Below are 14,311 nucleotides of genomic sequence, written 5' to 3'. Positions count from 1 at the left end.
CGCATCATGGTCAATGTGCTCGAGCGCGCAGGAAGCACGCGCCAATCCGCTCTGCAGCCGGTGCTACGGACCCGCAGCGTTTGCCCGCTGTGCAAAAGTCCACGTCTGGCCGAGGCGCTTCGTCTCGATGGGTTTCGCATCGTCAAATGCGAGGCCTGCGAGTTCATGTTTACGCAAGATGTGATGGCGCCCGAAGCGATCACGGACTTCTATGTCGATGGCTATCATGACGCTCGCCATGCTGCTGGTCAGCGCGTCAACGCCAGCATCAATATGAGCGTCCTGGACAGCCTTGGTGTCGACGTTCGCGGCAAAGCCGCTCTCGACATTGGTGCGGGGTTCGGCTTTCTCCTCGCACGTCTTCGCCAACGCGGCGCGCAACATTGCCTCGGTGTGGAGCTGTCACGAGCCCAGCGACGGTATGCCAGTGATACGCTTGGCCTCGAGGTCGCGGCTGGACTGATGGAGCTGCGAGCTTCGGAGCAGTTCGATATCATCATGCTGTTCGAAGTGATCGAGCACATCCCGGAACCGGCCGAGTTCATCCAGTCGATCCTGCCTGTCCTGAAGCCGGGAGGATCGTTGATCGTCGGAACGGACAACTTCACGTCAGCTGCCGTCCAGACGCTGGCTGCAGGGTTCCCAAAATGGATTCCGCACGAGCATGTCAGCTTCTTTTCGCCCCAAACGCTCACCGCATTGTTGGCGCGCAGTCCCGATCTGCGGCTGGTCGACACCCGCTCCTTCACCACCTGGGAGATGCTGGCGCGCTCGCTGCTCTGCCGACTGACATCCGGACGACGAGGGGGTGTGGTCTATGATTATGAAGCGGACCAGAGGCAGGACGCGCAACGCAAGTATCGCCTCTTTACACTTCGTCTCGCGATCAACCAGTTGTGGTTCCGTCTCGCGCACCGGCGTGATCTCGGCGGCGCGATGATGTATCTGCACATGCGAAAAAGCTGAAACGATTCCGGCGATGTATCCTTTTGTCAGGAAGGATCGCGATTGATCCTCGCGTTATCGGCGCTAGAACTGAAAATAGATGAACTCGATCCGGCCAAACACGCCAAAGAGCAGAATGTAGTAAGCAAGACCCACGCCCGTGACGACCGGCAGCCGCGGCCACTTCGCCAGTGCGGCCAAAGTCCCCGGACGAAACGCCAGAAAAAAGTCGACCACGAACAGCATGATCAGCGACACTGCGAGCATCAACATCTCGAAGCTCGGCAGGCCGAGGATCTTGAACGTGCCGTAGGATAGCGGTCCGAAATGACCGAAGCTCTTCAGCATGGTCCAGGCGCCGGCGAGCGTCGGCGCGCGAAAGATGATCTCGCCGACGGTGAAGATCGCGATGGCCCAGACACCCCCGAGGATCGCCGAAAGCCGCCGCCCCAACCAGCGCTCCGCGTCGATGGTCTTGCGGACCCAGCGCTCCGCAAGCAGCCAGAACCCATAGTAGCCGCCCCACACCACATAGGTCCAGGCGGCGCCATGCCAAAGCCCGCTGGCGAGCCAGACGACCATGATGTTCCGGGCCGTCTTCAGCTCACCGCCGCGATTGCCCCCGAGCGGAAAATACAGATAGTCCCTGAACCACGAGATCAGTGAGATATTCCACTTCCGCCATAGGTCGGTGATGCTGGTGGAATAGAACGGCTGCCGGAAGTTGATCATCAGGTCGTAGCCCATGATTCTCGCGACGCCGACGGCGATGTCCGAATACCCCGAGAAGTCGCAATAGACCTGCACGATGAAACCGAGCCCCGCCAGCAGATTGTACGATCCGGAGTAATCCTGCGGATTGGCGAAGATGCCGCTGACGACTGGCGACAGGACGTCGGCCACGCAAACCTTCTTGAACAAGCCGTATCCGATGTACCATAGACCGCCCGGCACGTTCTCGAACGAGAAGCTGCGCGTACGACGGAACTGCGGCAGCATATGCGGCGCGCGCTCGATCGGTCCGGCAACGAGCTGCGGAAAAAACGCGACATACTGCGCGTAGATGATGAAGCTGCGCTCGGCTTGGATCCGACGATTGTAGACGTCAAGCGTGTAGCCGATCGACTGGAACGTGTAGAACGAGATACCGACCGGCAGAACGATGCCCAAGGCATAATCCGGCAATTGATGCCCGAACAGGCCGGCAAGACCGATCACGTTCGAGATCATGAAGTCGAGATATTTGACCGTCCCAAGGATCCCAAGGTTGATGCTCAGGGCCGTGATCATCGCCGCCCGGCGCCCCGCTTCGGTCCGAGCGGATTGCATCATCAGCCCGGTCGTGTAGTCCACAATGGTGGTCAGCGCCAGCAGGAGGGCGTAAGACGGCCGCCACCCCATGTAAAAGATATAGCTTCCGATCAGCATCGTGAACGGCTGAAAACGGGATGGCAGCGCAAAGAACGTCACCAGAAAGATGCTATAGAACGCAAAAAACTCGAACGAGTTGAACAACATCAGTCGAAGGCTCCAGTGCGCTTCAGGAGCTTGGCCAGGTCGCTCGTATAGGCCATGGCGCCGCTGAGATTCATGTGCTGCGGGTCGGAGAACATCGCCGGCGGATACAGGAAATAGTCCGGTCCAACGACCTGGATAGACGGATCATCCGCCAGCCGTGCGACGCGGTCGATGTCCGGCGCCGGAGCCGGCGCATATTGCCCGATGCGATAGGGAACGGGAATGAGAAGGATCTTGAATCCGTATTGATGGGCGAGTTGCTCGAGGCGCTTTCGGCTGTGCGACATGTCCGGTATCGCCCGCCGCTCGATCCGCGCAGGCGTGTCGGTCGGCAACGTGTAATCGTCCGGAAGTCTGTCGTTCGCGTAGTGGCTCTGTGACTTGATGAAGTACCAGCCACGCTGCTCCAGCATGCCCTGGCGCTGCTCCGCCACGTCATGAACCGCATCGGTCAGACGTCGGCGATTCTCATAGAGGAAAAGAGCGGCGTCTCTCGGCAAGGTTCTGAACGGGATTAGCATGTTGACGATCGCGGAATCGTTGCGAAGGGCCTCGATGAGCCCCTCCCCGTCCGGCCTTCCGTCCCAGGGCAAAGTCAGCGCCACATGAGTCGGTACATTTCCGGCCAGCAACGCCGCTTCGAGCAACGGCAAGAAGCGGACTTCGCCGGGGAGCCCGAGATTATATGACCGAAAGTCAGGTCCCATCGCGCTGTCCAGCTCTCGCGGACGGATGCAGGTGAGCGCCTTGCTGTGACCGAAGAACATCACCCGAAAGCGATCGTGAGGCTCGAACATCGGACGCGCGACCAGGGTGTCGAACTTGGCGTCGGCGATGACCACCGAGCCGGCGCGCAGGAATGGCAACGTGACATGTGCGACGTAACCGATGACCCAGACAAGCGCGAACAGGAGGGCGAAGCCCACGATCGGCTTCAGAGAAGCATTAGACGCGAGTGCCGAGCGCCTCGACTGGACGCCGTCGACCGCTGCGGGAGATGATTGCGACGTCAAAGTCATGCCAGCCGGTCCCGATCCCCCGCGATCAGCGATGCAGAGCGAGTGAAAGGCCCGTTTCCCCCCCTCGCGCCGGTTACGTACCTCATCGCCGCTGTTCGCCTCAGCACGCGGCCGATCTCACATGCGCCACTGCATCCGCATACCGAGACTGGCTCCCGCTCTGCCATCCTCGTCGTATGATATATTCAGTTAGCAACGCTGTATTACAGTTTGACGATATCATAAGCACGCCTGTCGCATTCCTGCATAACAGAAGAGATAATGGTCTCGCCGCATGATGCCTGACGAGTTGTCGTGATCATCTCGTATCCCGTCACGAGATCACATCCGGCGGGGCGACGCGCCTGCCTCGCAGGGTGCAAAGCTGAAGATAGGCCGATGCTGATCGACTTCTCCAATCACAACGTGATCGAAGATTACGATGTCTGCGTGGTCGGAGCGGGTCCGGTCGGGATCGCGTTGGCGATCGCGTGCGAAGATCGCGGCCTGTCGGTCCTCGTAGTTGAATCGGGCGGCGAGCACCCGGACAGCTTCACGGCGCAGCTCAGCGCCGGGCACCTGGTAAATCCGCAGCACGCGCCTGCGGATATTGCGATATGCCGAGGGCTGGGCGGTACCTCGCGGTGGTGGGGCGGCCGCTGTGTGCCGTTCGACGATGCCGACTTCGCCCCCGGTCCGGACCAGACCACGTCGGTGTGGCCGCTCGATCATCCCGAGATCACCCGCTGGTATGGCGGGGCAGCCGACTTCTTCGGCATTGCACCTGACCGTTTCGTCTCGCCGGCCGGCGGCTGGACAGCGTTCGGCGATACCCGTTGCGAGCAGCTCGAACGTTGGACGTCGCAGATCGACGCTGGCGAGCGTCACTATGCGCGGCTGGCGAGTTCACCTCAGATCACGATGCTGCTTGGAGCCACCGTCACTGCGATCGAACTGGGAGATGGCGGACGGCGCGTCTCAGGTCTCTGTCTCGCGGACCGCAAGCGGCGCACGACCATCGCCCCGCCTTGCATTGTTCTGGCCTGCGGCGGACTCGAGAGCACCAGGCTGCTGCTGCAGTTACGAACGGCCCATCCCGATGTCCTGGGCCTCAGCTCCGGCGCGCTCGGTCGCGGTTACATGGGACATCTGTCCGGCAAGATCGCGGATATCGTGCTGGCGGATCCCGATGCCATTTCGGTGCACGACTTTTTCCTCGATGGCGGCGTCTTCGCCCGGCGCCGCCTGACATTGACGGCCGCAGCGCTCCGCCGTCACGGGCTGCGCAATATCGCGTTTTGGGTCGACAACCCGGCTTTTCGCGTCGCGGATCATGGCAACGGCCTGCTGTCGCTCGTGTGGCTCGCCCTTGCGATCCCGTGGCTCGGCCGCCGGCTGGTCGCCGAGGGCGTCAGGCTCAACCATGTCGGACGCAGGCCCCACGCTTGGCTGCGGCACATCCTCAACGTTGTCAGCAATCCGTTCTCGACCATCCGGGATCTCGCTCAGATCTTGACGCATCGTTTGCTGGTGAAGCCGCGTAAGCCGGGCTTCATCTTGCACAACCGCAGCGGCCGCTATGCCCTGCACTACATGGCAGAACAGTCGGCACGTCCAGAGTCGCATGTCGACCTCTCCGATCGCAAGGATCCGCTCGGCCTGCCCTATCTGCGCGTCAATCTGCGTTATCACGAAGACGACGCACAATCCGTGCTGCGGGCTCACGACGTGCTCGACCGCGATCTGCGTCAGGCTGGGCTTGGCCGCCTCGACTATCATTGCGGCCGCGCCGAGCGTCTGGCCTCGATCCTCGACCAGGCCCACGACGGCTATCACCAACTTGGCACCGCCCCGATGGGCAGCAACCCGTCCACCAGCGTGGTCAATGCAGACTGCCGCGTGCATGGCATCGAGAACCTTTACGTCGCCTCGAGCGCAATCTTGCCGACCTCGGGTCAGGCCAACCCGACTTTCGTGACGGTTGCGCTGGCGCTGCGCCTCGCCGCGCATCTGGCGTGCAGGATCCGGCGCAGCAGGCTCGGAGTCGCCGCATGAGGACGGTTCAAATCCCGCAACTCGATCGGCAGGTGTCGGCGCTGGGCTTCGGATGCGCGTCGCTGGGATCGCGCATCTCGCCCGCAGCCGGAGGTCGCGCCATCGCCCGCGCGCTGGAGCTCGGCGTAACCTGGTTCGACGTCGCCCCCGCCTATGGGGACGGCAATGCCGAAGCCCTGCTGGGCGAAGCGCTGCGCGATGCGCGCAAGAACGTCGTGATATGCACCAAGTTCGGCATCGAGCCGCCGCAGGTCGGATTGACCGCCAGGCTGCTCCGTCCGCTGGCAAGGTCCGCGGTGGCAGCCTTCCCGCGCTTGCGCCTGGCCGCCTCGCGCGCGCGTCCGATCGGCACCCGCGCGCCGATCGATCCGGACCGCGTGGACGCGTCCGTGATCAGGAGCCTGCGTCGCCTGAAAACGGACTATATCGACGTGCTTGCGCTGCACGAGCCATCGCTCGAGGACGTCAGCAACCCGGCCATTCACGACGTGCTACGGCGGCTCCTGAAGCGCGGGATCATTCGCGCGGTCGGCATTGCCGGTGATCCCCTGGTGATGATTGCGGCGAAGCGGAGCGGACTTCCTATCGGGATCGCCCAGTTTCCGGATTCTCCGTTTTCCGATGCCGCCGGCCAGGTCCGTCGGCACCTGCAGGGCACGGCATCGCTGGTCACGCACGGCGTCTTCGGCTCAGGCGTTGTCGACCGGCTTGCAGCGCTGGACGGCGCACAGCGGACGCGACTTGCAAAGACCGCGAAGCTCCAGGGATCGCCGGTGAAGTCGAACAATGATCTCCTGCTGCGATTTGCCTTTGCCAACAACCCGGACGGCGTCGTGGTGATGTCCCAATTTGACGCCCGGCATATCGCCATCAATGTTGCCGCCGCCGCGCAATGTCCTGTTCCACAACTCGCCGACAGCATTCGCGCCGCACTCGCCTCCGAAGAGTCCGAGGTTGCCGCTGCGGTGTAAACGTGCCGACTCCGGCACGGTCCATCTCGACGATCGCTTCCCGGTGGAAAGATAACGATACGTTACGATACTTTCATGATATTCATGGTACGTAGACCAGCGATCGCCGTGCAGCATCCTGCTCTCTGCGTCTGAATAGCCAACCTGCATCGTCGACGCTCGACATCAGCGACCCGGCCGCCTTCGGATCTGCCGAGATACGTTCGATCGGGGCGAGCAAATTGCATTGGCAGATCCGAGGAACGTCATGCGCCTCTTGGTGATCGGCATCAATTATGCCCCAGATCTGATCGGCGTCGCCAAATACAATTCAGAGCTGTGTGAGGGGCTGGCCTCGCTGGGCCATGAGGTCCGCATCGTTACGGCTCCCCCCTATTATCCGGACTGGGTCATCCCGGCGGGCTATCGTTCATTATGGTATGAAAGGGAAAGGTCGTACGGCGTCGATGTCATCCGGGCGCCGATCTATGTTCCCAAGTCGCCGTCCGGCTTCAAACGTATCGTCCATCACGGTTCGTTCCTGCTTTCCGCGTCGGCTCCCGTCCTCAGCAGCGCGATGCGCTGGCGGCCGGACTTGGTCCTGGCCGTTGCACCGTCGCTGCTCTCGGCCTCTCTCGCCGCGGCTGCCGCCCGTGTTGCCAATGCATCCTGCTGGCTCCACGTCCAGGACTTCGAGGTCGATGCAGCCTTCGAACTCGGACTACTCGGAGCGAACCCGAGAATGCGCGCCGCAATGCTCGCACTCGAGCGACGCCTGATGGATGCGTTCGACCACGTCTCGACGATCTCGCCGCACATGTTGCGCTGCCTGCGCAAGAAGGGGCTCGCCGCCGCGAAGCTGTCCGAGTTGCGCAACTGGATCGATACGGAAGCGATTGCTCCCGGCCGCCACGACACCGCCTTCCGTGCGCAGCTCGGGCTTGATACGTCCGACGTGATCGCCCTTTATTCCGGCGCAATGTCCAACAAGCAAGGCCTCGACCTCGTGATCGACATGGCTGCCAGCCTGCGCGAGCGCTGCTCGCTGCATTTCGTGCTTTGCGGAAATGGGCCGATCAAGGCCGAACTGATGCGCATGGCCGGAGGGCTCGGCAACGTCCATTTCCTCGATCTGCAACCTTCCGAGCGGCTGAGCGAATTGCTCAGTACCGCCGATTTTCATCTTCTGCCGCAGAAGGCGCAGATCTCGGACCTCGTGCTCCCGTCGAAGCTCGCGGGAATGCTCGCGTCCGGCCGCCCAGTGGTCGCGATGACCACCCCCGGCTCCGGCATCGCGGAGGAGATCGAAGGCGCGGGTCTGATCGTTCCGCCGGGCGATGTCGGCGCGCTGTCAGCCGCCGTCGTGCGCCTCTCGAAGGACCAGGACATGCGCGCCGCCCTCGGCCGCGTTGCACGGCTACGCGCCCGTCAAAAATGGGATCGGTCGGTCGTCATTCGCAATATCGAGCGCGAATTCATGGCGGTCGCGGAGAGCAGGCCTCGGTCCCGATCGACACCGTCCGAGGCAGCGCGCCCGCTGCCCTCCGCCGATTAAGCGACAGCCGACGATGACGACGCACGTGAGTGCGCAGCGTCGGCGCAAGTCTGCGGCTGTGAGGGATCGTTCGACAGGCGACCGGGACATATTACCGGGGATGTGATCGTCCAAGCAGCCATCGCGCAATGACATAGAAGCCGATGAGATGGAAGGAGATCTCGCCGGCCACCAGCGCACCGATGCCGAGCCACGGGATGGCGAGCGCGGCAACGACGATGCCGCCGACACCGCTGATGACCAGGCTCCAGGCGATCGGCGCATAGGCGCCGATTGCTGCCAGGCCCTGTATCAGCACCAGCGACAGCGACACGGTGAGCACCGTCGGCGCGAACAGCGCCAGGACGGTCGACGTGCGGTGAAGGCCGAGGCTCGGTAGCTGGTCCACGGCGATGGTGGCCACCAGCATCCCGAAGGCCAGCAGAAGGGCACAGCCGAGCGCGGCCATCTGCGGCCGCAGAATGCTCCGCAGGTCCCGCGCCCCCGTGCGCGTCATCGTTTCGACCAGGGTAGGAAACTCGGCGCGGAGAACGAAGGCGACGATCTGCGTGAGCGCACTCACGATCTGCTTGGCATAGACAAACATGGCCGTTGTTTCAGCGCCAAGAAAGGCCGCGCTCAACAAGATCTGCCCACGGCCGAACAGCTGGCCCGGCAGCAGCTGGAACAGCAGCGCGACGGCGTCTCGTGCTGCCCCGGCCAGACCCGTCCGCGAGACACGCCCCAAGCGGGGCGACCAGCCATTCCGTCCAAGCACAAACCATTGCAGAAGCAGCGTCAGGCCGTAGCCGGCCGAAAACGCCAATCCCAAAAAGGCCCCTGCCGTGTCTGCGGGCAACGACGCCGCGGCGAGCAGACCGGCGGCGGTCGCGAGCGCCGGCAGCGCTGCGGTGAGACCGCTGACGCCGCTGAGGCGCAGGCCATCGAGCAGGCCCGTCCCGTTCGCGGCCCACAGCGCCAATCCGGGGACTGCCAGCAACACATAGGATCTCGAGAAGCCATGGTCCGCGATGAGGAAGCCATAGGTCACGGCGCCCGTGGCGATCACGACCGCGATCGTCGCCCGGACCAGGCTGGTCTCGGCAAAGGCCTGCCACACGAGCTGACGCGCATGAGGATCATCGCAGCGCCTTGCCATCATCCGCGCGAGCGAGGTGGTTGCGCCGGCATCGACCAGCATGATGCCGAGCACCGCGAGCGCATAGTGCAGGCCGAACTGCGCGAGCAGCTCATATTGTCCGCGCGCAATCAGCAGAGATTGGCTGACGAACAGGCTCCCCTGCCCCAGCCCGAGGCTGCCGACGAGGAGGATCAGATTGGCCAGCCGCCGCTGGCGGCTGTGCGGCGACCTCAGCCGATCTCGGAGCCCGTGCCGCAAGCGCGTCCAGGACGACGCGCCGCCGATGTCCGGATGCGGGATATCTGCATCGGGCCTGACGCTGGCAGCGCTGCTCTCGCGCATGGGCATCTCTCGTTTGACCGGCCGAGCGCTGCGATCGGCCACCATCCGACTTAGCACAAGTGCATGCGGATGATAGCCATCATACTGGACAATATGATGATGTTACATCGACCACATATGTCACGCTCCTGTTCAAAACGGTCGATAGGACTTCGCCGGTTGGGGAGTGCGCCAGGGGAGCGGGCGTCGGTCACGCGGACGGGCACGATGGCGATGCAGAGTGAACAGCACATCATGGATCGGGCCCGCGCGTTGCTCAACCGCGGCAACTCCGTCGCTGCAGCTGAGCTGTATCGCGAGCTGGTGGTGAGAAACCCCGACGATATCCACGCCGTGCACCTCCTCGGTGTCGCCGAGGCCACCGCGGGAAACATGGCGCGCGCAAAGCCCCTGTTGGATCGCGCGTTGCAGAGCCGGCCGGTCAACTCGGACTTCGTCAAGAACTCTGAGGCAGCGCTCTACGGGGAGCGTGGTACTCGCCGCATCCCTTTTGGTATCGTCCTGACTGGCGCAAATGGTGATGACGCCTGGTTCCGCATTGCGATCGGTAAGCGTTGGGGGATCAGCGGTGTAACTTCGGGTTCGGTCATCAGCGGTATGGTGAAATTGTCGGCCGATGACGGCAGATACAGCTGGAGTGATTGGGAATTCCTGTGTGGCGCCACGACACATGGAAGCAGTCCTCCCGTATTGAGTCATCAACGCGGATTTCCGCTCGACCCGCTAGCGCCGACTGCTATCGACCAGGCGCGCCTCTCTCGCGACTCCGATGAAAATGTTGCGTTGGATTTACATGTCCCAGCAGGACTGAATGCTGACAAGCCAGTTAGTCTTACCGGCGAGTTCGACGGTTACGTCACACCCGTCATACCGGCGATCAATTCCCTACCACTCGGTTCGTCATCGGCGACCTTGAACTTCATAGCCGGTTAAATCTGGCGATCAACGGCATCCGAGCACGTCGTTGATCGTCACGGCACGAAGAGGCATCTCTGCGAGCGTCATGGATCGCTCATACGCGGAGAGAATAGATCGCGGCACTCCGCGCAGATCATTCGGGGAATTCAATGAGTAACGATGTTGTTTCCAATGACCTGTTTCGAGCTAGCTCTGGCTCGCCGCAGAAGGCAGTCGCCCAAAGCGACCGAACGGATCCGAAAAGTGAAGGCGTAGCGCGCTTGGTCATCAACCTTGGATGCGGAGTGAAGACATCTGACCAGTGCGTAGACGTCGATTGGTCGGTCTACATACCGCTCTACAAGCTGCCGTGGCTGCTACCAGTCGTCAAGCAACTCATCGGTCGCGATCGAGCAGAGCGCGTCAGGTCCATGTCGGGCAAGGCCATTTTTCACAACCTGAAACACGGCATTCCATTCCAGGACAATTCCGCAGATGCGGTTTATCATTCGCATTTGATGGAGCATATTGATCGTGGACACGTTGCAGGATTTACGAAAGAAATCTTCCGTGTTCTCAAGTCAGGCGGGATCCTAAGGATATGCGTACCGGATCTAGAGCTACTGGTGAACCGCTACGTCACTTCGCTTACGAATGCCGATCTGAGTAGCGAGGCATCGAGTCGACATGACGACACGGTAGCTGCCATGCACGAGCATAGCGTTCGGCTTACACCAGGTGGCTCGCGATCTCATTCACCATTCCGGCGCAGGCAAGGCTGGGTGCTCGGCGATGCGCGGGCGCGCGGCGAGACGCATCTCTGGATGTGGGACAGGGTCAACATCCGCGCGGCGCTGCTAGACGCTGGATTCGTCGATATCTGTTCGCGGAACTGGAACGTCAGCGACATCGAAGGCTGGGAGCGGATGGGGCTTGAGCGCGCGGCTGATGGCGGCGAGTACAAGCCTGGATCGCTGTACGTCGAATGCCGGAAGCCGCTGCAGACCTGACCGGAGAGACCGCCCGTGCTCGCCCGGCGGGCATCGCGATGGAGACGATGATCGCATGATGCCGCTCACACGCTTTGGGACCTTTCTCACCATCGGCGCGTTCTGGATCTGGTGCGGGCTGCTGAGCTATCCGCTGCTGTCGCTGAAGGTCGACCTGGTGGAGGCGTGGACCGAGTACTACTCCATTGCCACGGAGAACAGCGTCATCGTCGTCAGTCAGATCGCCGGCCTTGCCCTGTTCGTCCTCGCGGTCTTCGCCCAGGGTTTCCGGGTCCAGCAAGCCATTGGCCGGCTGTCCTACACCGCACTTGGCATTCTCGCGATATTTTTCCTCTCGTTGGCCTGCCAGCTGCGCGAGCTCGACATGCCGGCGCTAATGGGCATCGCCTACACCTTGCTGCTGGTGATCACCTCGGCATCGCTTTGCGTCCTCTGGACGCTGCCGAACCGCGACCTGGAGATCTGCCTCACCGGCGCCGCCGTCTTGCTATGCTCGTTCGGCGTGGTGGCGATCGCAACGCTGGGGTGGCCGGATGGCCGCAGCGTCGGCAACATTCATCCCAATGGCTTTGCCACCCCGCTACTCGCGGCCTTCATCCTGTCGCAGTTCAGGCGCGGCTGGATCGGCGTCGCGGTTCGCGTGCTGTCGTTCGCGATGGTGACGCTGGTCAGCTCGCGGTTCGCAATGGCCGGCTGCATCGCCGCGTTCCTGCTGCATCAGGCGACGTTGAATCCATTCTCGCCCGGCAAGATCGCCGCGGCCATCCTGCTACCTTGCGCCGTCGTGCTGTTCTGGCCAGTGATTTCGGGCGTGCTCGCGCTCGACGATCCGGATCGGGGACTGACGTCCGGCATCTCAGGGCGCGACGATCTCTGGCAGCACTCGCTCGAGGCCATCGCCGAGCATCCGTTCGGGATCGGCTTCAAGCGGACGATGCTTGGCGAGGAAGGCGGCCATAACGGCTACCTGAAGACCGTTCTGGAATTCGGCATCTTCGGCGGTGGCCTGCTGATCACCTTCCTGATGTCCATCATCGCGTCCGCCGGGATCGAGGCGGTGATCACGCTGGGCAGAGATCGCCGCGACCACCAATTCGCCTGCGCCCGATTTGGCGGTCTCGTCGCGCTCGCCTTGGGCGCCTTCTTCCAACCGCAGCTCCTGAGCCTCGGTGACGCCTTTTCGCTGTCGCTTCTGTTCCTGATGTTTCGACCTCGCTTGGCGCCAGCGCCATGTTCGCTGCGATCCCGGGCGGTGGACGACACGGCCTCAAGCGGTAACGGTCCCGCTGAGTCGATCTTAACGCATCCCGCCGAGTAGCTGCCTGCGGGGTACGGCAAGATCGTCATGCCAGGACAGGACACGATAAGCCTCGCGCTCTCCCGGACCCGCGATCATGATGACGACCTCCGACGTGCGTCTCCGCCCGCTCGACAGCGTAAGGTGAATACGCAGGCGATACGCGTCGCTGCCGCGGGTCGTGGCCCCCGGCTGCCGGCCACCGAGCGCGTTGAGCACGCTTTCCGCGTCGGGCGGCAGCGTGTCGCGCGCATTGAGGAAGGCGTCCAGCTTCATCGGTGTCATCTCCGGCAAGGCCGCGAGCACGATCGGTGACGCATCGAGCACGTTGACCTCGGCAATTCCGCTATAAACCGTCACGTAAGGCAGAACACGATCGACGGTATCAGCCGGAAGCCCCAGAACAAGCCAAAGCTCCTCCGTGCTCGTAAAGGGCGCGCGGCGTGCGAGTCGGCCAGCCGCCCCGTACAGTCCATCCTCGCCATCCTGTCCGTTCGGTCCGGGGGCGCGGCGCCAGCCGGCGATACGGTCGGCGAACGTGCTAGCGGAATCCGCGTCGCTGCCGAGCGCCGCAAACAACCCTGCGAGCATCGCCCGCGGCGCCATGTTGAGATTGATGCGCGCTGCCTCCGAAAGATACTCGACCACAACCTGCGCTCCAGAAAGCCGAAATTCGAACGTACCACGCGATGGACGCCTGACCGTGCCTGCCGTTGACAGCTGATAGGCGGCCAGTTCGACCGCGGCGGTGGTCAACATATCGGTTTCCAGACCGGCATTGAGAACGGCGAGTGTACGCGCCGACTGTGTGACGTAGACCGAGGCCACGACCGCGAAACCAGCCAAGGCCGCGAGCAGCCATAGCACGAACACCAGCACGAAGCCGGCATCAGCCCGACCATCTTGTCCGCATGGCATGCGCGGATGGGTCATCGCAATTGAGCCGCCGTTGCAGCGGCCTTCGTAGGAGTGTCGTCGTCGACGGGGTCGGTGATCGGGGCCATCATGTCGACGTGGATGCGCGCAGCGGCGGAGATCTGCTGGCCGCGGCCGTTGTCCGAGTTGCTGACCGTGACGCGAACGGCCGAAGGGAGAATACCGAGATTGTACCAGGCCCGAAACCAGCGCCCTTCCGGCGATGCATAGGAGAACCTCACCGAGAACGGTGCGCGCAGCAGTACAACGGGATCAGCGAACTTGATCTGATCGCCGGAGAGGTCGCCATTTGGAAGAATGCGGAACGGCGATGTCGACCGCACCAAGGCACGCCCGCGACTGTCGGTCAGTTCCGCAATCTGAACGATCTCCAGCCCACGCCGTCCATTGGGGCTCAGCGTGGAGCGAACGAACGCGACCGACTGCTCGTCGCCGCGGAACAGCGGATTGCGAATCAGCCTATTGGGCGTGATGAACTGCGCGGCGGACAGGTCGGCAACCAGCCGCTCGAGCACGATGCTGACCTTCTCGCTCTCCTGCGCGTAACGCAGGCCGCGCTTCCAATTGGGCAGCCAGTCACGCGTGACGGCCGCGAGCATTGTCATGATCAGGCCGGTGAGCGCGATCAAGACGAGCGCCTCGATCAGCGTGAAGCCGGCATTTGCGCGATCGTCAGATGGCGGCATAC

The 14,311-nt window shown here is 62.7% G+C and carries 12 protein-coding genes; 7 read left to right on the top strand and 5 right to left on the bottom strand.

Annotated elements, in window-relative coordinates; translation table 11 throughout:
* Positions 1-6: 6 nt before the first annotated feature.
* Positions 7-966 (top strand): bifunctional 2-polyprenyl-6-hydroxyphenol methylase/3-demethylubiquinol 3-O-methyltransferase UbiG, encoded by a 960-nt coding sequence (locus tag BRADO_RS10365; protein WP_011925270.1) that lies wholly within the window; start codon positions 7-9, stop codon positions 964-966.
* 63 nt (positions 967-1,029) lie between these two features.
* On the opposite strand, the gene BRADO_RS10360 is transcribed toward BRADO_RS10365, so the two are convergent.
* Positions 1,030-2,463 carry an MBOAT family protein gene (locus tag BRADO_RS10360; RefSeq protein WP_011925269.1) on the bottom strand — a complete coding sequence of 478 codons (1,434 nt, stop codon included), beginning with the start codon at positions 2,461-2,463 and terminating at the stop codon, positions 1,030-1,032.
* Positions 2,463-3,305, bottom strand: coding sequence for a hypothetical protein (locus tag BRADO_RS10355; protein ID WP_157872549.1), 843 nt, complete (start codon positions 3,303-3,305; stop codon positions 2,463-2,465). Before BRADO_RS10355 ends, BRADO_RS10360 begins: the two co-directional genes overlap by 1 nt.
* A 555-nt stretch (positions 3,306-3,860) precedes the next feature.
* On the opposite strand from BRADO_RS10355, the gene BRADO_RS10350 reads away from it, so the two are divergent.
* The 3 genes from BRADO_RS10350 (at position 3,861) to BRADO_RS10340 (ending at position 8,021) form a co-directional block, all read left to right on the top strand.
* Positions 3,861-5,516, top strand: a complete 1,656-nt coding sequence (locus BRADO_RS10350) for an FAD-dependent oxidoreductase (protein WP_050780982.1) — start codon at positions 3,861-3,863, stop codon at positions 5,514-5,516.
* Positions 5,513-6,487: an aldo/keto reductase gene (locus BRADO_RS10345; RefSeq protein ID WP_011925266.1), complete on the top strand. Its 975-nt coding sequence runs from the start codon at positions 5,513-5,515 to the stop codon at positions 6,485-6,487. Before BRADO_RS10350 ends, BRADO_RS10345 begins: the two co-directional genes overlap by 4 nt.
* 247 nt (positions 6,488-6,734) lie before the next feature.
* Positions 6,735-8,021: a glycosyltransferase WbuB gene (locus tag BRADO_RS10340; RefSeq protein ID WP_011925265.1), complete on the top strand. Its 1,287-nt coding sequence runs from the start codon at positions 6,735-6,737 to the stop codon at positions 8,019-8,021.
* A 91-nt stretch (positions 8,022-8,112) separates the two neighbouring features.
* Here the strand turns inward: BRADO_RS10340 and BRADO_RS10335 are convergent, their stop codons facing one another.
* Positions 8,113-9,528: an oligosaccharide flippase family protein gene (locus BRADO_RS10335; RefSeq protein WP_083794851.1), complete on the bottom strand. Its 1,416-nt coding sequence runs from the start codon at positions 9,526-9,528 to the stop codon at positions 8,113-8,115.
* Positions 9,529-9,690: 162 nt separating this feature from the next.
* Between BRADO_RS10335 and BRADO_RS10330 the strand changes: the two genes are divergently transcribed.
* From BRADO_RS10330 to BRADO_RS10320, 3 genes are all read left to right on the top strand, one after another.
* Positions 9,691-10,416 carry a tetratricopeptide repeat protein gene (locus BRADO_RS10330; protein ID WP_157872547.1) on the top strand — a complete coding sequence of 242 codons (726 nt, stop codon included), beginning with the start codon at positions 9,691-9,693 and terminating at the stop codon, positions 10,414-10,416.
* 134 nt (positions 10,417-10,550) lie between these two features.
* On the top strand, positions 10,551-11,390 hold the full coding sequence (locus BRADO_RS33870; protein WP_083794850.1) for a methyltransferase domain-containing protein: 840 nt from the start codon (positions 10,551-10,553) through the stop codon (positions 11,388-11,390).
* The gene (locus tag BRADO_RS10320; RefSeq protein WP_157872546.1) at positions 11,314-12,708 is read left to right on the top strand and encodes an O-antigen ligase; all 1,395 of its coding nucleotides are present in this window, start codon (positions 11,314-11,316) and stop codon (positions 12,706-12,708) included. The genes BRADO_RS33870 and BRADO_RS10320 overlap by 77 nt, the downstream gene beginning before the upstream one ends.
* On the opposite strand, the gene BRADO_RS10315 is transcribed toward BRADO_RS10320, so the two are convergent.
* Positions 12,688-13,620 carry a general secretion pathway protein GspK gene (locus BRADO_RS10315; protein WP_011925260.1) on the bottom strand — a complete coding sequence of 311 codons (933 nt, stop codon included), beginning with the start codon at positions 13,618-13,620 and terminating at the stop codon, positions 12,688-12,690. The genes BRADO_RS10320 and BRADO_RS10315 overlap by 21 nt on opposite strands.
* Positions 13,617-14,309 (bottom strand): prepilin-type N-terminal cleavage/methylation domain-containing protein, encoded by a 693-nt coding sequence (locus BRADO_RS10310; RefSeq protein ID WP_041756332.1) that lies wholly within the window; start codon positions 14,307-14,309, stop codon positions 13,617-13,619. Before BRADO_RS10310 ends, BRADO_RS10315 begins: the two co-directional genes overlap by 4 nt.
* Between the last annotated feature and the right edge of the window lie 2 nt (positions 14,310-14,311).

Origin of the sequence: Bradyrhizobium sp. ORS 278 (assembly GCF_000026145.1) — a bacterium.
Lineage (GTDB): Bacteria > Pseudomonadota > Alphaproteobacteria > Rhizobiales > Xanthobacteraceae > Bradyrhizobium.
Note: the sequence above shows the minus strand (reverse complement) of the source record. Positions and strands in the feature narration are given on the sequence as shown.